The sequence below is a fragment of the Vibrio sp. SG41-7 genome (assembly GCF_014164465.1).
Taxonomy (GTDB): domain Bacteria; phylum Pseudomonadota; class Gammaproteobacteria; order Enterobacterales; family Vibrionaceae; genus Vibrio; species Vibrio splendidus.
Genome location: NZ_JACJFF010000011.1, coordinates 50,857 through 70,872, shown reverse-complemented (window position 1 = coordinate 70,872; position 20,016 = coordinate 50,857). Strand labels below are relative to the sequence as shown.

General features: G+C 44.1%; 18 protein-coding genes. 9 read left to right on the top strand and 9 right to left on the bottom strand.

The window, feature by feature from the left end; genetic code table 11:
- The first annotated feature begins 69 nt into the window (after positions 1-69).
- Positions 70-1,077, top strand: coding sequence for an AraC family transcriptional regulator (locus H5300_RS04935; protein ID WP_182795549.1), 1,008 nt, complete (start codon positions 70-72; stop codon positions 1,075-1,077).
- 10 nt (positions 1,078-1,087) lie between these two features.
- Here the strand turns inward: H5300_RS04935 and H5300_RS04930 are convergent, their stop codons facing one another.
- On the bottom strand, positions 1,088-2,008 hold the full coding sequence (locus tag H5300_RS04930) for an urea transporter (protein ID WP_182795548.1): 921 nt from the start codon (positions 2,006-2,008) through the stop codon (positions 1,088-1,090).
- An 82-nt stretch (positions 2,009-2,090) separates the two neighbouring features.
- Positions 2,091-2,750 carry a pyridoxamine 5'-phosphate oxidase family protein gene (locus H5300_RS04925; protein ID WP_054547130.1) on the bottom strand — a complete coding sequence of 220 codons (660 nt, stop codon included), beginning with the start codon at positions 2,748-2,750 and terminating at the stop codon, positions 2,091-2,093.
- Positions 2,751-2,840: 90 nt separating this feature from the next.
- Between H5300_RS04925 and H5300_RS04920 the strand changes: the two genes are divergently transcribed.
- On the top strand, positions 2,841-4,298 hold the full coding sequence (locus H5300_RS04920; protein WP_017082488.1) for a PLP-dependent aminotransferase family protein: 1,458 nt from the start codon (positions 2,841-2,843) through the stop codon (positions 4,296-4,298).
- Positions 4,299-4,344: 46 nt separating this feature from the next.
- Here H5300_RS04920 and yjeH read toward each other — a convergent pair whose 3' ends face one another.
- On the bottom strand, positions 4,345-5,616 hold the full coding sequence (gene yjeH / locus H5300_RS04915; RefSeq protein ID WP_017082487.1) for an L-methionine/branched-chain amino acid transporter: 1,272 nt from the start codon (positions 5,614-5,616) through the stop codon (positions 4,345-4,347).
- 256 nt (positions 5,617-5,872) lie between these two features.
- Here yjeH and H5300_RS04910 point away from each other — a divergent pair, with 256 nt between their 5' ends.
- The 3 genes from H5300_RS04910 to H5300_RS04900 all read left to right on the top strand — a co-directional run bounded on the left by H5300_RS04910 (position 5,873) and on the right by H5300_RS04900 (position 7,990).
- The gene (locus tag H5300_RS04910; RefSeq protein ID WP_017079626.1) at positions 5,873-6,334 is read left to right on the top strand and encodes an Lrp/AsnC family transcriptional regulator; all 462 of its coding nucleotides are present in this window, start codon (positions 5,873-5,875) and stop codon (positions 6,332-6,334) included.
- Entirely contained in the window at positions 6,328-7,248 is a 921-nt protein-coding gene (locus tag H5300_RS04905; protein ID WP_108092484.1) for a LysR family transcriptional regulator, read from the top strand. The genes H5300_RS04910 and H5300_RS04905 overlap by 7 nt, the downstream gene beginning before the upstream one ends.
- A gap of 127 nt (positions 7,249-7,375) precedes the next feature.
- On the top strand, positions 7,376-7,990 hold the full coding sequence (locus H5300_RS04900; protein ID WP_029221972.1) for a LysE family translocator: 615 nt from the start codon (positions 7,376-7,378) through the stop codon (positions 7,988-7,990).
- A 103-nt stretch (positions 7,991-8,093) separates the two neighbouring features.
- On the opposite strand, the gene H5300_RS04895 is transcribed toward H5300_RS04900, so the two are convergent.
- Positions 8,094-9,257 (bottom strand): carboxylesterase, encoded by a 1,164-nt coding sequence (locus H5300_RS04895; RefSeq protein ID WP_182795547.1) that lies wholly within the window; start codon positions 9,255-9,257, stop codon positions 8,094-8,096.
- A 53-nt stretch (positions 9,258-9,310) separates the two neighbouring features.
- Positions 9,311-9,541, bottom strand: a complete 231-nt coding sequence (locus H5300_RS04890; protein ID WP_017061777.1) for a hypothetical protein — start codon at positions 9,539-9,541, stop codon at positions 9,311-9,313.
- 273 nt (positions 9,542-9,814) lie between these two features.
- On the opposite strand from H5300_RS04890, the gene hcp reads away from it, so the two are divergent.
- Together hcp and H5300_RS04880 are read left to right on the top strand one after the other, a co-directional pair.
- Entirely contained in the window at positions 9,815-11,476 is a 1,662-nt protein-coding gene (gene hcp, locus H5300_RS04885) for a hydroxylamine reductase (protein ID WP_004730037.1), read from the top strand.
- Between the two features lie 119 nt (positions 11,477-11,595).
- Entirely contained in the window at positions 11,596-12,675 is a 1,080-nt protein-coding gene (locus H5300_RS04880) for a hybrid-cluster NAD(P)-dependent oxidoreductase (RefSeq protein WP_017093088.1), read from the top strand.
- A gap of 281 nt (positions 12,676-12,956) precedes the next feature.
- Here H5300_RS04880 and H5300_RS04875 read toward each other — a convergent pair whose 3' ends face one another.
- Positions 12,957-14,393 (bottom strand): glyceraldehyde-3-phosphate dehydrogenase, encoded by a 1,437-nt coding sequence (locus tag H5300_RS04875; protein ID WP_004730041.1) that lies wholly within the window; start codon positions 14,391-14,393, stop codon positions 12,957-12,959.
- 995 nt (positions 14,394-15,388) lie between these two features.
- Here H5300_RS04875 and H5300_RS04870 point away from each other — a divergent pair.
- Positions 15,389-17,980, top strand: a complete 2,592-nt coding sequence (locus H5300_RS04870) for an ATP-binding protein (protein WP_182795552.1) — start codon at positions 15,389-15,391, stop codon at positions 17,978-17,980.
- A gap of 32 nt (positions 17,981-18,012) precedes the next feature.
- Here H5300_RS04870 and H5300_RS04865 read toward each other — a convergent pair whose 3' ends face one another.
- From H5300_RS04865 to H5300_RS04855, 3 genes are all read right to left on the bottom strand, one after another.
- Entirely contained in the window at positions 18,013-18,249 is a 237-nt protein-coding gene (locus H5300_RS04865; protein WP_004730045.1) for a hypothetical protein, read from the bottom strand.
- 164 nt (positions 18,250-18,413) lie between these two features.
- A complete protein-coding gene (locus H5300_RS04860) occupies positions 18,414-19,040 on the bottom strand; it encodes a D-Ala-D-Ala carboxypeptidase family metallohydrolase (protein WP_004730047.1) in 627 nt (208 codons plus the stop codon).
- Positions 19,041-19,253: 213 nt separating this feature from the next.
- Positions 19,254-19,568, bottom strand: a complete 315-nt coding sequence (locus H5300_RS04855; protein WP_004730049.1) for a DUF496 family protein — start codon at positions 19,566-19,568, stop codon at positions 19,254-19,256.
- Positions 19,569-19,763: 195 nt separating this feature from the next.
- On the opposite strand from H5300_RS04855, the gene H5300_RS04850 reads away from it, so the two are divergent.
- The gene (locus H5300_RS04850) at positions 19,764-19,964 is read left to right on the top strand and encodes a hypothetical protein (protein ID WP_004730052.1); all 201 of its coding nucleotides are present in this window, start codon (positions 19,764-19,766) and stop codon (positions 19,962-19,964) included.
- The last annotated feature ends 52 nt before the right edge of the window (positions 19,965-20,016 follow it).

Sequence of the window (20,016 nt, the reverse complement as noted above, 5' to 3'; positions counted from 1 at the left end):
TACCAATTACTTTAATAATGATGCCAATATGATTTGATCAGTAATAGTGACTTCTAAGTATGGTAGCTAATGAACAATTGTAACTTCTTAAGAGCATTGGGAATTCTGGGTATTTACCAACACGCAACGACTAATAAGCTCGTGAATGTAGAGCAATTAGGTATCCCCAAGTCGGTATTTAACAACCCGATGAGCCTTATTCCCGTTGGCGAAGTGGACAAATGGTATGGCTTGCTTGAACAGCAAACAGGCGATTCTGATATTATCTTGAAGCTTGCTGATAGGGTGGATATTGAAAGGCTAGGTCCTCTCTCGAACTGGTTTTTCTCTGGACACGATCTGGCTTCTTCTATTCGTCGAGTTAACATTGGCTTGCACTGTTTGCAGTCTGGTGCTTTTCTCTATGGCGCTCAAGTCGGTAAACTCATCAAGTGGTGTTACGACAACCCGGCGTACTCTGAGACTGGTAAAGTTCATGACTCGATTCGAGTCGCCATCTTTATGATGAAGATATTGAGACGATACTTGGGAGACGATTTTACCCCTGCAGCCGTATCTATCGCTGGTTATCGCGAAAATACTCAACTTTATCAGGAGTACTTTGGGTGCAATATTCAGTGGGGCCAACCACGGACTGAGATTTGGATACCGAGCCACTTGAGGTTGTCGATCAACCAATCACCTTCTGTCGGCAAGATGAGTTTGGCGATGAACTTCCATGACTTAGACAATTACCTCAACATGCCCGACGCCGAGGATGAGCATAAAGTGACTTATGAGATGATCAATTATAGTCGCCATTTCGGCCTGCCAACGCTGCATAAAGTTGCCAGTCTACTCGGTTTATCTGAACAGCAGTTCCAGCGACGATTACACAAATTGGGTGTTAACTTTTCTACCATCATGGGATACGCGTTAAGTAACGTGGCGGTGGAGCTATTGTTGTATTCAGTGCCAGTGGAAGAAGTGGCGACGAGGTTAGGTTATACCAACGTCGCGAGCTTTAATCGGATGTTTAAGAAACATCGAGGTTTGACACCCAAGCAATATGTTGAGCGCCTAAAAACCGGCCTGTAACTATACAGAGCTAACTTATGGTTCGTTTATGGATCAGGCTGGACAAGTAAACCACAGCCCAAACACTTAAAATGAAAGGGGCGGTGAGTGGTAACAGTGACAGTTCATGAAAACCAAGTGTGATGAGACAGCTTAATAGCATGCCTAATAGGGTTAACGGCCAAGGGATTCGCGGATAGAGCCCAAGTGCTAGAGTGGCAAGAATGGCGTTGTACCCGTAAAGACCTTGCGCTACCAGTTCGTTAGAAGCACCGATCATCTTACTAAAAATGGTGCTAATTATTACTGCTAGCACAACCCAAATGGCATGCTTTAGGTTGTTAAGTGCGATGGCGATTAAGATAACGAGCCCCGACAATGCATTTTCGATGAAGCTGACTTGGCTTATTCCCTTTAACAACGGGATAACCACTGTCGGCAGGTTGAACCACGAGTTTGCCTCAATACTGATGAGTGGCATCAGTGCGGAATCAGGTGCAGAAAATGCCGATAGCTCCAAGGTTGATTGGATAGCATAAATCAGCCAAGAGGTGAGGATAAAGGCGCTAGTGTAACCGCGATATTTTTTAAATCTGAATACAATGTTGGCAATGGGAACTGTGAGTAATGCGCCTAACACAGCCACTAGAACCAATAATGGTGTGACACCAAAAAAGTTACCGATAAACAAACCAATTAAAGCCCCATTTAACGCATACATACCGCTATCAATATCGTAAGCTGCCTTGTTGGCGTTGGCGTACATATAGCAACAGAAGGCTAATGCATAGCTGCAACTGGCGCCAAGCAAGGTAAGAAAAGCCAGCGCGAGTGACTCAATAGAAATGGCAAGTAATAGCAGAAGCGACGTCATAACAGACGGTGTGAAATAGACTTGCCCAATGCCATTGAGCAAGCCTTGAAATGGTTGAATATCCTTATTCGTTCTCATCGTCTGATTACATTATTATGTCATGTTAAATTTTTGTAATTCAGATTGTATACAATTTTATTAAGTTGACTACCTTTGTGTATCAATTCTGATACCAGCGCTCACCATAGGCTTGTTGGTAATCTGGTGTTTCAATGATGCCTTCTTGCTCTGGAACCGTTTCTAATGGCCCTACGACCGTTCGATAAGGTAATACGCCAGCCCATACTGGGATATCCATATCAGTCTTATCATCATTCACGCCATGTTTACCAATCTTCACGGAGGCTTCCGTTAAAGGTATCGCCAATAGCTCGGTTGCGGTGAGCTCTTTCTCATTACTGAGCCTCACTTCATCGGTTCTGCCCGGCGCGATTTGCTCAATAAAGATATTCAACAAGCGATCCTTTTCTTGATTGTCATCGATGACTGAAAATGACCCCAATACCACAGCAGAACGATAATGCGCACTGTGATGAAATGCCGAACGGGCCAACACCCAACCATCGAACAAAGTGAACGTTAAGCAGGTTGGATCTCCCTTTTTCAGACCTTTCAATAAGCGACTGTTTTTAGCCCCATGAATGTAGACCATGTCATCGACTCGCCACGCGAGCATCGGTATAACCATTGGCCCTTGTTCACCCTGCAATGCAATGTGTGCGATTAAGCTCTCATCAATAATTTGGTGCAGTTTCTCTTGTTCAAATACGGCTTTGTGAGCCCCTTTTTTAATCGTGGTTCTTTTCGTGTTAGATAACATAATCGCTCCTTAATCATTGCCTTTTGATTAATGTAGCGATTAACTGGTCTATTAAATAGAGCCACTTTTAAACACTATTTGGATCCAGTTATGCAGCCTATTGATGTCGGTGATCTACAGTTAGACGAACAACACGACACGCGTCAAACCGCCTTGTTCCACGCGATAAGAGAGAAGATCGTTCAAGATTTATGGAGCAAGGGCAGTAAGTTACCTTCAACACGTAAGTTGGCTTTCGAGTTATCGGTGAGTCGAAATACGGTGATTTATGCGTACGAACAACTGGTCACCGAAGGCTATATCGAGAGTAAGCAAGGCTCAGGGTTTTATGTTTCGGTTGAACAACCAGAACACTTTCTAAGTTTGTCTAAGCCAAACAGTATTCAGGATCCGAAGGTCAAACAAACAGTCAGTCAACCGAGTACAAACATCGCGACACCTAACGACATTAACCGCAGCTTTGCCCCCGGAGTTCCTGACTTAGATGCGTTCCCTTTTGCTAAATGGCAGAGGCTGCTGCAACGTCACTCTACACGTCAGAACATTGCGGGCAATCAAGAGGTTCAGGGAAGCTTGGCCTTGAGGGATGCGTTGAGCGGGTATCTTGCGAGTAGTCGCTCCGTTCACTGTAGTGCCGACAGAATCATCATCACCGCAGGTGCGCAGCAAGCCATCTCAATTGGTTTGATGGCAACGTTAGCGATGGGCGACAAAATCCTTGTGGAAGAGCCCGGCTATCGACAAGTGCATAAAATTATCGATCTATTGAGGCTAGAGCTAGACGGTGTGAGTGTGCGTGAAAAGGTTGGGTTAGATATTGAAAAAGTGCTCTCCAGTAATTCTAAAGCTCTCTATGTCACGCCGAGCAATCAATACCCAATGGGCACGACCCTCAACACTGAGCAACGCCTTAAGTTGATCGATTGGGCTAACAAACATCAGTCATGGATCATTGAAGATGACTACGACAGTGAGTTCCAGTTTGCTCATCGCCCTTATACGAGCATGCAAGGTTTGGCAGGTAAGTTAGGGTTCGATGATCGCATCATCTATGTCGGCTCTCTGAGTAAGGTGATGTTCAATGGCCTCCGGTTAGGTTATTTAGTGGTGCCTGAAAGTCTGGTGGCAAAGTGTCTTGAGATTAAAGACGCGCTCACGGGAGACACGGCGTCCCACACACAGGAAGCTTTGGCGGATTTTGTTCGCGAAGGCGACTTACTGCGTCATATTAGAAAGATGCGTCGTTCATACAAACTCAAGCATGAAGCGATGATAGAAGCGATTAAAAGTGAGTTTCATGGCGATCTTGAAGTGATTAGCCAAGCGGCAGGGCTACATGTGACCGTGAAGTGGTATCAAGGCATATCTGAACATGAGTGGAGCCGTAGAGCAGAGCTTGAAAATATCATCATTCGTCCTTTTGACTTTTATGAATATGGATCAAGTGATGCTCGTGATTGGAATGGGGCGGTGTTGGGGTTTGGAAATATCCGTTTGGCTGAGATAAAGCCGAAGATCACACAGATCGCTCGGCTTTTTTATCAGTAATATTGGTAGGGCTTGCTTACAGTGTGTCGATTCATCATTAATCGGGTTATAACTTGTCGACAGAAACGGTGGGTTTACCTTTACCTAGCCACTTCCGCCAAGGGAGTGACAATGTCACAAAAATAGTGACGGCATAGAGCATCGACCAGCTTAAACAGATAAACACCAAGGTACAGATGACCAGTGAGAGCATGGCGGTGTATCTAGATGCGCCAGTCAGTAATCGGCAAGCCGCTAACATTGCAAGCAGATAAACCAGAACGAAAATACCGTTGGCGAGTTTAAGAAAGAATTCGAGATCGAGATTAGACAACTCACCAATCACACAAGAGATAAGCGCGACAAAGCCAATTGCTAACGTTGGGTAAAGTGGTACACCACGGCTATTGAGTTGAGCCATTCTGCTTTCAGGACTGTGTTGGCGAGCCTGAGCCCAAATCATACGAGACAAGCTTTGTGTGTAAAGGTTTAGGCTAGCAAAACAAGCAAAGAAACCCAGCACACTGATGACGGTTTTGAAGCCATTACCAAACAGTTGTTCTGTTACCCACGGGATGGATGCTGCATCAAATTCAGGTGAACCATAAGCGCCTAGCTTGATAATAACCACCGAGCAAGCCCAGTACACTATGCCCGCAACGAAACACCCTGCAATGATTGCTATGGGAAAGTCACGCTGTGGATTTTTAAATTCTTCTCCCATGTGAGCAAAGGCTTCTATCCCGACAAAGCACCAAAACATCACCGCTAAGGCTGCGCCAATCGACCACATCGAATCGGACGTCATGGTCGGAACTGCGATGTCAGCTGCTGTGATGTCGGCTTTCCAAACAAAGGCGCTAACCAAGGCAAAAATCGACAAGGCGATCACCGTTTGTAAGCGGCCAGAAGACTTACTGCCCATCAAATTGACGGCAATAAGCAGAGCGACGGTAAAGGACTGAGCGCCAAGTGGCGTGTCGAGTGGCGCTGGTAACAGTTGTTGTGCAAAACCTCCAGCCAATGCAATCGCAGCCGGAATACCGACAGGAATAACACTCACAAACAACCAAGCCACGCTGGTTTCTAATCGCTCACTGAATGCCTGACGCACAAAATAGGCCGTGCCTCCTGCATTGGGGTAGCGTTTCCCTAATGCTGCGAAGGTTAGTGCAATCGGGCAAATGGCGATAAACAGGATTAACCACGCGAGTAGTGACAACTGTCCTGCAATGCCTGCTGCGATGGCAGGGATCATAAATAATCCAGTGCCTAGCAAGGTAGTCGAGAGTTGTCCGATTCCTGAAATAAGCGTGATTTCTTGTTTGAGTTGTGTCATTCGCTCTCCTAGCTATTGGCTTATCATGTCGGCCTTCTTGTGCCTGTTTTCTGATGTATGGGTGATGCTATGAATGAGAGCATACATTGTCGACATCAATAATACAGCTAGCGAAACGTCTTAAGACACCGTCAATTTAACGGAATTGATTTGATTAAGTGTGAAAGTGTCGGCTGTCATAATGGCTGTTATAAGTAGGAAAGTTGTGTCAAATTAGGCGTTATAAATAGAACAATAAATGGAAAGAATCAGAAGCATGGATAAATTTGATCGCCAAATTTTGGATATTCTCAAGACCAATGCACGATGCTCAGTGAGCGATATCGCCCGAGATGTCAGTCTCTCGCGTTCGGCGGTGAATGCCAGAATCAAGAAACTGGAAAGCGACAAAGTGATTACGGGTTATTGTGCTCAAGTGGTAGAGCCCAATCAAACGAAGAATGTGTGCGCTTACATCTTGTTGAAGTTCGACATGTCGAGCAGCGACCATAGTTGTGAGTCTTACGCGACACGAATCCAGAGTATTGATGAGGTGCAATGGTGCCACTCTATTAGCGGTGAGACTGACATGATGCTTTATGTTGAAGTTGAAAGCATGGAGCGTTTGAACCAAATTCGCGATCGGCTGCAAAGCTATCCAGAGCTTCGACACCTCATGACTCATACTGTCTTGACGGAATTTTTCAACAAACAGAATGCGACGGTGCATTCATGTTAGGTAATATCAACTTAAACCTACTGCGCTCTCTGCATGTGCTTCTTGAAGAGTGTCATGTCAGTCGAACAGCTCAGCGTTTGCACATCACGCAGTCGGCGGTGAGCCGTCAACTGGCTCAGCTTAGAGATCTATGTGGCGATCCTTTGCTGGTTCGTGATGGCAACAAACTGGTTCCGACTAACCGTGCTTTGTTGCTCAAAGGCAAACTCGATGACTTGCTTGGAGAGTTCGATCACCTTTTAGACGATAAACCCTTTGAACCGCAAGACTGGCAGGGTGAACTGGTATTGTCTTCGAGTGACTATGTGGCTCAGTATATTCTTCCTGTTATTGTTGCAGAGGTGTCCGCCGAAGCTCCGAACATTAATTTGGCTTTCCGCTTGTGGCAGCCAAATTACCTTGAAGCTCTGAACGAGTCGGGTATTCATTTGGCTTCCAGTATGTTTCCCACAAAGCCTGAACATGTCTCAAGCATTAAGCTTGGTGAAGATAAATCGGTGTGTTTGATGCGCAAGTCGCACCCATTGGCTCAGCAAGCGGTTTTAAGTGCAGAAGATATTGTTAACTACTCTCACATCAAAGTGACGGGTGGTGGAGATAAAGACAGCTACGCGGACATAGCATTGAAGAAGCAAGGGCTGAAGCGAAGAGTGGCTCTGCAGGTTCCGTTCTTTTCATCCGCAGGTACTGTGTTAATGCAAGACGACTATCTGATGATCGTGCCAGAACATATCGCCTATAACCTAGGTCGGCACCTCGATACTGCCTATTTTTCTTTGCCATTTGATACGGAAATGCACACCTATTGGTTAATGTGGCACCCCAAGTATGACAACGACTCTGCCCACAAATGGGCGAGAGAAAAGGCATTCCAAGCTATGCAGAAGTCGAGTTATAATATCAGTATGACTTGAAGTCATAGGTGTAATGATAATCTTTGATTTCAAATAATACCTTCTGCGAATTATGGTAAGTGCTAAGTATTGAGTATTAAGCAAAGAGCGTTCCGCTGGGGCGCTTTGTTTTACTAGGAATGGAATGATGACAGTAACAATTTGGTTTTCTTTATTAGCGATTTGCTTGTTGGGTGCAATGTCTCCGGGCCCAAGCTTGGCGATGATTGCAAAACACAGTCTGGCTGGTGGCCGTATGAACGGGCTTATCGCGGCTTGGTCTCACGCCGTAGGCATCGGTATTTATGCGTTCGCAACCATTGTTGGTTTAGCCGTTGTGCTTGAGCAATCACCCATGTTGTTCAAAGCCATTAGTTTAGCGGGTGCAGCGTATCTGCTTTATCTCGGCGTGAATGCGTTGCGTTCGAAAGGTGGTGTTGCCGCGAAATTGGAAGCGGGTGAACAGATGAGTTACATGCAGTCTGCTCGCGAGGCTTTCTTGATCTCTATCTTGAGCCCAAAAATCGCGCTGTTCTTCATCGCTCTGTTTAGCCAATTTGTTGCGTTAGGTAATGAACTGACCAATCAAGTGATTATCGTATCAACACCGCTACTTGTAGACGGTTTATGGTACACATTTATAACCTTGGTGCTGTCTAGCCCTTTGATTGTTGAACGTATTCGTTCGAAAGCGCAGTTGATTGACCGATTGTCAGGTGTGGTGTTGATTCTGCTTGCTGTGCGTGTGGTGTGGATGATTTAGTCATCACTAGACCTTAAGATCTAAAACGGCTCACAAGAGGTTATCTTGTGAGCCGTTTTTGTTTCTACCTATCTACACGCTAAACGCTAACCGCTAAAAGAAGTTAGCCTGCTGAGTTTAGAACCGAGTCTAATTCTTTCATTGAGTCAGCAAAGTAAGGGTTATAGGTCAAACGTGCATGGTTTTTTCCATCTTCACGATATCCCCATGCTGAGTACCAAACTTCACTTGTCGCGTTGCACTGTTCTTCAAAACCTTCCTCTTGACCATTGGAGCAGATCTTCTCGCTACCATTGATTCCGTAATACGGATTGCTTGGCGAGAACAGTAAACCCATGTGAGAACCGTTCGAGATGCGTTGTTCCGGGAGTTTCATGCTGTACTGAACCGCTCGCGGATCATCGAGTGTCGTCTCACCTTGCCAGATCAACACATTGTTTGGGTTGGGCATCGATTCAGTAAACGCTTGTTGAACGAAACTGGTGTCAATCACGCTGTCGCCTTCACTCATCATAATAAACACCGGTTTATCGAAGTGCTTATCTTGTAAGTCATCACGAACGACTTCTGATGTCTCGTAGTAAACCGAGGCACCGTTCATTGGCAATGAGTTGTAACGCAACACGTTGTCTTCAGGATCTTGATCAGCCCAAGTGAAAAAGTAGCTTGCGAGCCCCGCGTATTGAACGGCAGACGAGCTTGGTTGAAACGCAGGAGAGAACAGCAGTAATCCGGAGATCTTTGGATCGTTCATCGCTTGCGAAGTGACGAGATTTGCGCCTGTTGAATAGCCGCCAAGCCACACAGAATCATACTCTTGCTCAAGCAACTTGGTATGGTGAGCGACTACACCTTGCCAATCATCTAAGCTCGGTTGCATTAGGTCACCCACACGACTACCGTGACCCGGAAGCAATACCGTTCTCACTAAGTAACCTTGCTCAGCCAAATGGGTAGCGATGTCTTTAAACGAATAGGGTGAATCACCTAATCCATGGACCAATAACACTGCCTTGCCGTTAGGTTCGGTAGGTTTGTATTCAGTCGGGGAGTTCAGTTGAATCTCAAGCTGCTTGTCTTTTGTCATGAACACGCGGTTTTTCAGCAGCCAATCTTGGGTGTCATTGACGTAGGCATCAAAGTTGTCTTGCTGATAGCTAGGCAAGTCTGGAGATGTTTCGTAAGCGGGTATCGATGTCTCGTTGGAACAACCAACGAGACTTAAAGTCGTTAAGGCGAGCAGCGTTAGAATGGTATTTCTATGCATTTTTTAATGTTGTCTCTGTTGTGCTTTCACTGTGTTTGAAACTTAAGTTTAGATTACTTTTTGCTTGAAAGGTCTTCGTATTCACCTTCAATAACACCGGCATCATTGGTTGATGACTGACGAGTGTTCATATGAGCTGCGAAACCTTGTTTCTTCATTTGATTCTGAATGCGCTTGCCAGTAATTAAAGCTGCAATAGCTAAAGGAATAGCAAGGATCAAGCTAGTGAATAACGCCAATAGGCCAGTAAACAACGCAACAATCGTAACTAATATATTTTTCATATTCATTCCTCTTTTTCTATGTTGTTACTATATCGCTTCTATTCTGAACGAAACATGAACACCACCAAATAATTCTAGAGAGTCACTATGACTCAGGTGTGTGTGGATTGAGAGTTTATATGTAGTCATAATCACGCACTAAAATAAGGGGATAAAGGAAAGGTTAATAAAATCAATGAGTTAAAAGTTGGCACGGTTGATGCTCTATAGGGTTTGGAATAAGTCACTGTAAGCAAAGTACTTACAGTTAACTAAAATATTACTGGAGCCCTTATGTTCTGTATTCAATGTGAACAAACAATTCAAACCCCAACCGTAAAAGGCTGTTCTTTCGCACAAGGTATGTGTGGTAAAACATCGGAAGTATCCGACCTTCAAGACGTGTTGGTGCATTCTCTTCAAGGTGTTTCTTTCTGGGCCAATTTAGGCCGTGCTTGTGATGTTATTGATACTGAAATTGACGAATGGGCACCAAAAGCGTTCTTCGCAACACTGACTAACGTTAACTTCGACCCTGCTCGTATTATCGAATTTGCACAACAATCTCACGAGTTTAAGCAGCGTTTAGAGCAACAGGTACGTGCGGCTGCTACGTTGATCGGTTTTGAAATCCCAGCACTTTCGGCTGCTGCGCAATTCGATCTTCCAACAGATTCTTCAGAGCTATTGGCACTTGCCCCTCAAGCTGCGGTAAACCGTGGTCACGACTCTCAACATGAAGATGTGATTGGTCTTCGCCTTCTTTGCCTATACGGTCTAAAAGGTGCGGCAGCCTACATGGAGCACGCGCGTGTTCTTGGTCAAACTGACAATGCTATCTTTGCTGAATACCATGAAATCATGGCTTTCTTAGGTACTGACCCATCTGACCTAAAACAACTGCTAGATACGTCTATGCAGATTGGCTTGATGAACTACAAAGTCATGGAAATGCTGGATAAAGGTGAGACAGATACATTTGGTCACCCTCAACCAACAACCGTGAACGTGAAGACTAAGAAAGGCCACTGTATTCTTGTTTCTGGTCACGACTTACATGATCTAGAAAAAATCCTTCAACAAACGGAAGGCAAGGGCATCAATGTTTACACTAACGGTGAGATGCTACCTGCACACGGTTACCCTGAACTGAACAAGTACCCACACCTTGCGGGTAACTACGGCAGCGCTTGGCAGAACCAGCAAAAAGAATTCGCTAACTTCCCTGGTGCCATCGTAATGACATCTAACTGCCTGCTTAACCCTGATGTAGGTTCTTACGCAGACCGTCTATTTACGCGTAGCATCGTAGGCTGGCCGGGTGTTGATCACCTTGAAGGCGACGATTTCAGCGCAGTAATCGACTGTGCTCTTGCGCAAGAAGGCTTCAAACACGATGAGATCGAGCAAATGATCACTGTCGGTTTTGGTCGTAACGCACTGATGGAAGCGGCTCCGGCGGTTATCGAGCAAGTAAAAGAAGGCAACATCAAACACTTCTTCCTAGTCGGTGGTTGTGACGGTGACAAATCTGAACGTAGCTACTACACAGACTTTACAGCTCAAGCGCCAGAAGATTCAGTAATCCTGACACTTGCATGTGGTAAATTCCGTTTCAACAAAAACCAATTCGGCGACATTAACGGTATCCCACGTCTGTTAGATGTTGGCCAATGTAACGATGCTTACTCTGCGATTCAACTTGCTATCGCACTGTCTCAAGAGTTTGATTGTGGTATCAACGAACTTCCGTTAACGCTGGTTCTATCTTGGTTCGAGCAAAAAGCGATCGTTATCTTGCTTACTCTGTTCGCTCTTGGTGTGAAAGGTATTTACACAGGCCCAACAGCGCCAGCTTTCCTAACAGAAAACCTATTAAAGATTATGCAAGACGAGTTCGATATGCGTTCTATCTCAACGCCAGAGCAAGATCTTAAAACAATCTTAGCGGCTTAATTTAAGCCAGCTCTAAGCCCCGTTGTTGTGACGTTTTTCTAAAACAGACGACGGCGGGGCTTTTTCGATTTAAATCTTTAGTCATTTAATCATCTAGTCATTAGCAAGGTACACGAACTATGTATGCATGGTCGGATAGCGATTCAATCAATTTAGTGTGTTTAAAGAAATGGCACGAGACGCCAGATACGGTCAGCTTTGAGCTTGGCAGCGTTCCACAAGACTTACATTTCAACTTTAAGCCGGGGCAATTTATTACTCTGGGTTTGGATATGCCGGCGAAAACGGATTACCGTGCTTATTCTGTAGCGTCTTGTCCTGAAGATAACCGCCTGAAGCTGACGGTAAAGCGTGTGGAAGGTGGTTTGGTTTCGAACTTTATTGTTGATGAACTTGATGAAGGTGATGAGGTTTCTGTATTGAAGCCTGCTGGTGCGTTTAACTGTATTGATTGCATGCCAACGGCGACAAAGAAAGTAACGCTAGTGAGCGCGGGTTGCGGTATCACTCCGGTGATGGCGATGGCGAAGTATTGGTTGGCTCAAGGCAGTGATGTTGAAATCGATTTTGTTCACATGGCACGTAATCGACGCGAGACTATCTACTTTGAAGAGCTCAACCAACTCGATGAGACACACGCTAACTTTAACCTTAAGTTGCTTCTGAAAGACAGTGAAGGAACAACTGCTCCCCAAGGTCGTTTAGACAAGAGCTGGTTGGTAACACTCAGCCCAGACATCTTAGACAGAACCGTATACTTGTGTGGGCCGGTTAGCTTTATGCAAGACATAGAGAACTACCTGAAAGAACTTGAGTTCAACATGGATAACTTCTACCAAGAAAGTTTTACTCCCGCGACTCAAAGTAATAATTCACTAGCCAATAGCAATACTGCTTCAGAAGAACCACAAGCAGAAGCGTCTGCAGATTCAAATGGTGCCGTTAAGGTATTTGTTCCTGCATTTGGCGCAGAAGTAGAAGCGGAGGCGGGCACACCACTCGCTGATTCATTAGAGAAAGCTGGTGTTCCGATTATCATTGCTTGTCGCAGTGGGATTTGTGGTTCGTGTAAGTGTAAAGTAACCAAAGGTTCGGTGGAATCAAGCAGCCAAGAGACATTGACGCCAGAACAGATTGAGCAAGGTTATGTACTCGCGTGTTCGAGTGCGATTCAGTCAGATGTTGAGATTGAGTTGTAACAGACGTGAAGTGAAGCTTTCCAAGAGTGACGAGGATAAAGTTCTTATCATAGCGATAAAAGTTAGCTTTCTAGATGTAAAAAGGCCACTTAGATCAGATAGAGAGAGCAGATCTAAGTGGCAACCTTCCTGTTTATACGGGGGAGTAAAACAAGAAGGGTTGCGAAGCCCATTACAGACCTCGCAGATATAATTATTATGTTGTGGAGCTGGTTACCTAAAACTGTTTATAGAATCTAAGGAAGTAATAGAATCTAAGCAATTTACAGGCTCTAAGCAGTTTATACTTCAGGGTAAGTCTTGTAGCGCACACCCATCATTTGTTCCATACAGTGAACAACCTGACAGCTGTAGCCAAACTCGTTGTCGTACCAAATATACAGAACAGCACGGTTGTCTTGTGCGATAGTCGCAACACCGTCAACCACACCAGGGTGGCGAGAGCCAACCAAATCCGTCGAGACAATCTCAGTCGAATCTGTGTAATCAATTTGTGCAGACAGAGAAGAAGACAGCGCCATTTCACGCAGGTACTCGTTTAACTCTTCTTTGTTTGTGCCTTTCTCAAGGTTTAGGTTTGCTACTGCCATTGAAACATTTGGCGTAGGTACGCGAATCGCATTACCTGTTAGCTTACCTTCCATTTCTGGCATCGCTTTTGATACCGCTTTAGCAGCACCAGTCGATGTCAGAACCATGTTCAATGATGCAGCACGACCACGACGATCGCCTGAGTGGAAGTTATCGATTAGGTTTTGGTCATTGGTAAATGAGTGAACCGTTTCAATGTGACCAGACAGTACGCCGAATTTATCGTGAACCGCTTTCAATACTGGCGTGATTGCGTTTGTCGTACAGCTTGCAGCAGAGATGATCGTGTCTTCTGGTTGAATGACATTCTCGTTCACACCAAATACTACGTTCTTGATGTCGCCTTTGCCTGGCGCAGTCAGTAGTACTTTCTTCGCACCGTTACATGCAACGTGTTGGCTCAGGCCTTCAGCGTCACGCCATACGCCTGTGTTATCAACCACAAGTGCATTTTCAATACCGTAAGTCGTGTAATCCACTTCTTCTGGCTTGTTTGCGTAGATAACTTGAATGAAGTTGCCGTTTACGATGATTGCTTTACGTTCTTGGTCAACTACGATGCTGCCGTTGAACTGGCCGTGAACAGAGTCACGACGAAGTAGGCTAGCACGTTTTTCTAGGTCGCCGTCTTTGCCACCACGTACAACGATTGCACGTAAACGAAGTGGGTAACCTGGGCCACTTTTCTCGATCAATAGACGAGTTAGCAGTCGGCCAATACGACCAAAACCGTACAATACAACGTCACGAGGTTCTGTCATTGCATCGCCTTGAAGCGATTCTACAAGTGCAGTTTGTAGAAAATCATCCAACCCGTGAGTGTCTTCGCGATCTTGCCAGAATGCATGGGCAAGGCGACCAACATCAATACGACATGGAGACAAGTCCATAGAGAGAAGGTGTTGAATGATTGGTTGAGTCTGTTCTGCTGTAAGAGGAGAACCAGTGTAACGTTTTGCGATACGGTGAGCTTTGATGATGTCGATAGTTGTCGCGTTAACCAGGGTCTTACCGAAGAGGATAACTTCTACGCCTTTTTGACGGTATAACTGACCTAAAGTTGGAGCGATGGATTCAGCAATAGTTTGACTAGTTTGCCAGTCTAGGAGGTGCTTTTCGGGACTCATCTTTACTCGGGACCTTTCACGTTAAGTTTCTGCATTCATGGCGGTTGTAGGGAAGCCAATCAGCATAGGGGATTTGAGGCATCAGGCTGTGGTCTATATTGCCACTTAAATGTGCTTGATATGCCTTGTGTGCAACTTGTAATTTTTATGTGGCAGGATTGTAAGGTACGACGGGTTATTCTGCTAGGAAAAATAAATGCAGACAAATTATCTGTAAGTTGGCTTTATATTAGCCATAAATCAAGTTTTTAGTGTCGATAAAGGCTATTGACTTTAACAATCTGTAGTACTTATTTTTCGCCAAAAAATACTCAAATCAAAATATTATATGTAATAAAAGTCATAGTGATCATTAAAGGTGTGATCGTTAGCTCAAGTTACACGTAAACAGTAAACGACAAATAAGGTGATTAATGCGTTTTCTTGTTCGACCTTTAAATACGCCGAATTCGAGTGCGAAAAGTGCATGACGCAAACGATTGGATCTCACAAATTTCACTTAACTTCGGTGTTTGTTGGTTTATAGAGTCATTACTCCCAACCTTGTGGAGCCGAGAAACGTGGCCGTTTGCTTATTATGCGAGTGATAATAACTGGATAAAGCTTGCTTCGTTAAACTTCACTTGTTCATACCTCGTTTGTTTACAGCTCTCTCATCTATACTCCTCCTGTTTAAACATCTTGTGTCTAGAGCTCGCGTGTTTAAAGCACACTTGTTTAAAGCATAACTGTTTAAAGCATATTTGTTTTAACTCTATCGGTTTAAGTAACAGCCCCCTTTAAAGCCTAAACATGGAGGTAAGTTGATCATAATTTACCGTTCTGGGCTCAGAGTATCGTTTGTTCATATCCAATTTGATCAATAAGTCCTGTTAATGTCCTATTCTTAACTTGGGCTAGGTAAAATTACTTTCGGGAAGGGAGTCGTTATAAAAATGATAAACATGTCAATTAGATGGCGTCTTATATTTCTTTCCACGGTTTCTGTATTCATCATGTTTGGTTTTACAGTCAATGAAGTGCTCAAGAACGATAAGAAGATGAATCACCTTGAAACAACTCGTATTAAGGTTGAAGCGCTTCAATCTTTTAATACCGTTTCCAGCGATGCTTATCGATGGTTGGTTCTGTCTAATGACTCTCCAGAGAAAGAGCTGCTGCTTTTAAAGCTGCAAGCTGATTTAGCTAGACTTGCTCAGTACGAGAAACAGCTTCGACAGTTCGACAGCAATTGGACTGTTGAACCACAGTTGGTTGAGCTTAAGAGTGTGTTAGCTAGACTCGCTCGCGTAACCTCCAGTATGAACAACGACGCAACACAGATTACGGACAACAACACGCAACTGACAGAGCATGCTTTCGACTTGCTAAAAGGCGTGTTAATGGAGCTATCTGAATATCGCATTAACATCGTGGACGAAAAGATCAGTCAAGCTGACGCGATGTTTATCAATCTTACTCACTACGTGTTCTGGACTCAGCGAGAAGCGTGGTTGAGCTACCGCTTGTATCGTTCTCCAGAGCTGATAGATCAATATTTATTGAGTTATGTTGGTGCTTCAGAAAGGCAGCAGCAGTTATTAGATACGTTTTTCCGTTCTGGAAGCCGTTCGCCTGAAATTAGAAAGCTATTAAGTACGTTTTCTAAAGATGAATTTCAAAACCGTTTTACAGCTCGAATCCTCAAAGGTGACTTCTCGTCGCCTGAAATATATGAACATGTGGAAGGTTTAGAACGAAAGAAGCTAGCGATTTCAAAGGCAGTGGGTGCTTACACGAAGCAATTGCAGTTTGATCTGACCAAAAATATAGCGCTGCAAAAAAGGCAAACCTTGGTTATGACATTGCTTATTCTTGTCGTTTCAGGTGTGTTGTTGTGGCTCGGTGTAGCGACATCTCTTCGCTTAAATCGAAACCTATCGATTATTTTGAAAGGGGTGTCTGAATGCGCGGATAGCTACGGCAAGCCCAAGGTCATTCATATTCAAGGCAACGATGAACTTGTCGAGTTCACTGAAACTTTAAATCGAGTGATGGAGCGCAACTATCAACATAACAAAGAGTTAGTAGAAACAAAGGAAGATGCAATTTCGGCTAACAAGGCCAAGAGCGCATTTTTAGCCAATATGTCCCATGAGATACGTACACCACTCAACGGGATTATTGGGATGGCTGAGATCTTATCTCAAAGCCAACTGAGCGCGAATCAACAAGAAGTGTTAGGAGACATCGAATCGTCTTCTCACTCATTACTGGTTCTGCTTAATGACATTCTTGACCTCTCCAAAATCGAGTCGGGCAACTTAATGCTATCGCCACACAATGCTGATCTGAGAGAGGCGGTTTACGACTCAGTAAGTGTGATTTTATCCAAAGCGATAAGTAAAGATATCGAACTCGACATCAATATCGATTCCCAAACCCCACCGGAGCTGTTTTTCGATGAGTACCGTGTAAGGCAGGTGCTGACCAATTTGCTGTCTAACGCCATCAAATTTACGTCAAAGGGCACGATTACGACGGACATTGCATACACACCTATGTCTTTGGGTAGAGGCAAGCTTGAATGCAGTGTGTCTGATACTGGAATTGGGATTGAGCCAGAGAAGCTAGAGTCCATATTTGAACCTTTCACTCAAGAAGATGGCAGCATTACTCGCCAATTCGGTGGGACAGGGTTAGGCCTTGCGATTTGTCGACAGCTTGTTGATTTGATGGGGGGTTACATTACCGCGCGTTCAGTGAAAGGAGAGGGCTCAACGTTCACTTTTTGTTTGTATGTCGACACTGTCGAAACTCATGTTCAAACCTTCGATAACCTAAACCGTGCGACTATTATCTCGAATTCTTTCAATTACCTCGATCAACTGGTCAAAGAGTGTGAACGCTTAAATGTTCGACCTAATGTTGTGTCATCCATTTTGGATCTTGATGAAAACCTGAAAGAAAGTGACTTCATACTTTATTGTCATACGCTGCATCACTCCATGGATAAAGATCTTGCGACGCTGAAGGCGTTATACCCTTTGGCTCGCGTTATCGTGTGTCAGCATCATCTCTTTAAAACCAATCTAATCACAGAAACGGTTCACTCAACTCATACATTGCCATTCTTGGGTCGACGATTCTTAAACAGCTTACAATCGCTCGATATCGGTGAAGAACAAGCGCCGACGGTGGAAGCAAAAGATGAAGAGGTTCGTTCTCTGAACCGACGTATTCTGATTGTTGAAGATAACCTAATGAATCAGAAGATAGCGAGCTTCTTTCTTGAGCAAGCGGGCTATGAATATTTGATTGCCAGTAATGGCCAAGAAGCGGTGGATGTCATCACTCAAGGCGCTCAGTTTGATGCTATCTTAATGGATTGCATGATGCCTGTTATGGATGGAATAACGGCGACCCGTGCGATTCGACAGTGGGAGAGTGACCAACAAGCCGCACCATTACCCATCATTGCTTTAACCGCTAGTGTGCTGGAAGAAGACATCAAAGATTGCTTTGAAGCGGGCATGAATGCCTACTTGCCGAAACCTTATAAATCCCACCAACTGTATGACCTTTTCAGTAGCCTTGATATTGTCTAACTGGCTCATTATCAAGGCTAGCACTGTACGATTTAGCGAACTTCTAACCCAAGGTTGTATTGCGCAAGGCAGCGACCGACATAACTAATCTTTAGTAATGCAGCCACTAAGATCGTGCTGATGTGTGCGACAATTTGAATTGGCAGTGAGAAGTGATCGGCCATAGGATAAGCAACAATAATACTGAGTAGCATAAGCAAGGCGGTGGTTGCTAGACTGAAGTTTGAAACAGAAAGTAGCGTTTGAAAGCGTTGAGTCATCGTCTTCATATTGAATTCCTAATTGCTATTAATAATTATGATACTCGTTATCAATAGCAATTAGCGTTCCAGTTTTATTTTAATCATTAAATCAATTGGTTAAAGTGTATTGTCAACTGTTCGAGTCATAATGACTCCGGCATATACCGAGTCTTTATGACTCTGATGTGTAGTTACCACTGTCTAAATCCGCAAGTATCGATGTGGAATCGAACACCAGAATACAAACCCAGCCCAACATTATTTTTTTGCCCAAATTCAGCATGAATCTTTTTAAGTTTCACGTGTAGATCTTCGCGAGTAATATCATTCGCAGGTACTAAGTCTAAGGCGCAGAATTCCAAGTGTTTACTTCGCAGTGCGCCGCCAGCTTGTTGATTGTAGATATTGGTTCGCTCTCCGGACACAGGGATAACAACGCCAATTTCAGGCTCAATATATTGTTGTATGTACTTAAGGGTATTGATCATGTTTGGCACATGTTTCTTATTGGGAAGGGTGAACAGGGTCGTATTACTCATTGCCCAATCCGTGCCTTGCAACAAGACTAAATGCAGAGGCATGCTCTGAGTGATGCCGTTGTCTTTGAGTTGTTGACCGATCGCTTTGACTTGATCTTGGGCGTGGTTAAGGAGCATCCAACCTCGAAATGCTGATCGGGTCGGAACCTTGTAGCCATGAACATCGACCACGAGATCGTCATAAGTGATTTCGGTTTCTTCGGTATAAAGTTTCTCAAATTTTTCAGGGTAGGGTTGTGTCGTTGATAACGCCAAGGTAATCAGAATACTTCCGTACATAAAGTCTCTCCATCGCTAGTGTACACTCGTTATTTAGTTTGATACTGCTGTTGAGTTTCATTCATTTTTGCTTAGGTACGCTTAAGTCTAGACGGTTAGGTTTAGATGCTTAGGTCTAGATGCTTAAGTATAGACGCTGGAGTTTAGGTACAAAAAAACCCACTACTAAGAGTGGGTTACTAACATTGTTATAAGTAAATTAGCGAGGTTAGATTACTTCTTACCTTGAGTTTGCTTGTCTTCTTCTGTTAGTTCACGAATGCGGCGGCTGATGTCGCGACGAGCTTTAGAGATCTCTGCACTCTTGATGATGTGATCATCAACGCGGTCTTCGTAGTCAGCTTTCATGTTTTTGATAATGCCTAAGATCTCGTCGTGAGTCATCTCTGGCTTGATGTAATCAAGTAGGTTATCAAGAAGGTCGACACGCTTGCGGTTGTCGCGAACTTTCTTTTCGTTGTCTAAAAGTTCACGCTTAAGTTTGTTCTTACGTCGTGCTTGGTTAACAATTTCAAATACGCTGCTCATAGATTCCTTTTCCTAATCGTCAAATACGTTGTCTGGTTCTGATTAAAGCACATCAGTTAGTGTTGTAACAGTCTTTAGATCAAAGCAAAAGTAAGGTTGTATAATTATTCGGCACTCTCGCTAAAGTGCGATTGTTTTTATCTAACTGTTCAAGTTAGTATCCAGTATAGACACGGCATTGATACGAAATGTGAAATGAATCAACAACAACTGGAAACAGAAGATTTGGGCGACGATGTCACTGAACCTTCGGCAGAGCAAAACAAGCTTCGTGATGCGTATGTACAAGAACGTACTTATTTGGAAGTCGTGGAAATAGAGCTAAATCGTTCTAAGATCATAATGATTGATGAACAAGGCAGAAAGAAACGAGTACCGATTTTGTCTGAGCATTAGCCATTACTGGCTGCATTGTTAAATGTTGAGATGGAATTATCAAAATAATAAA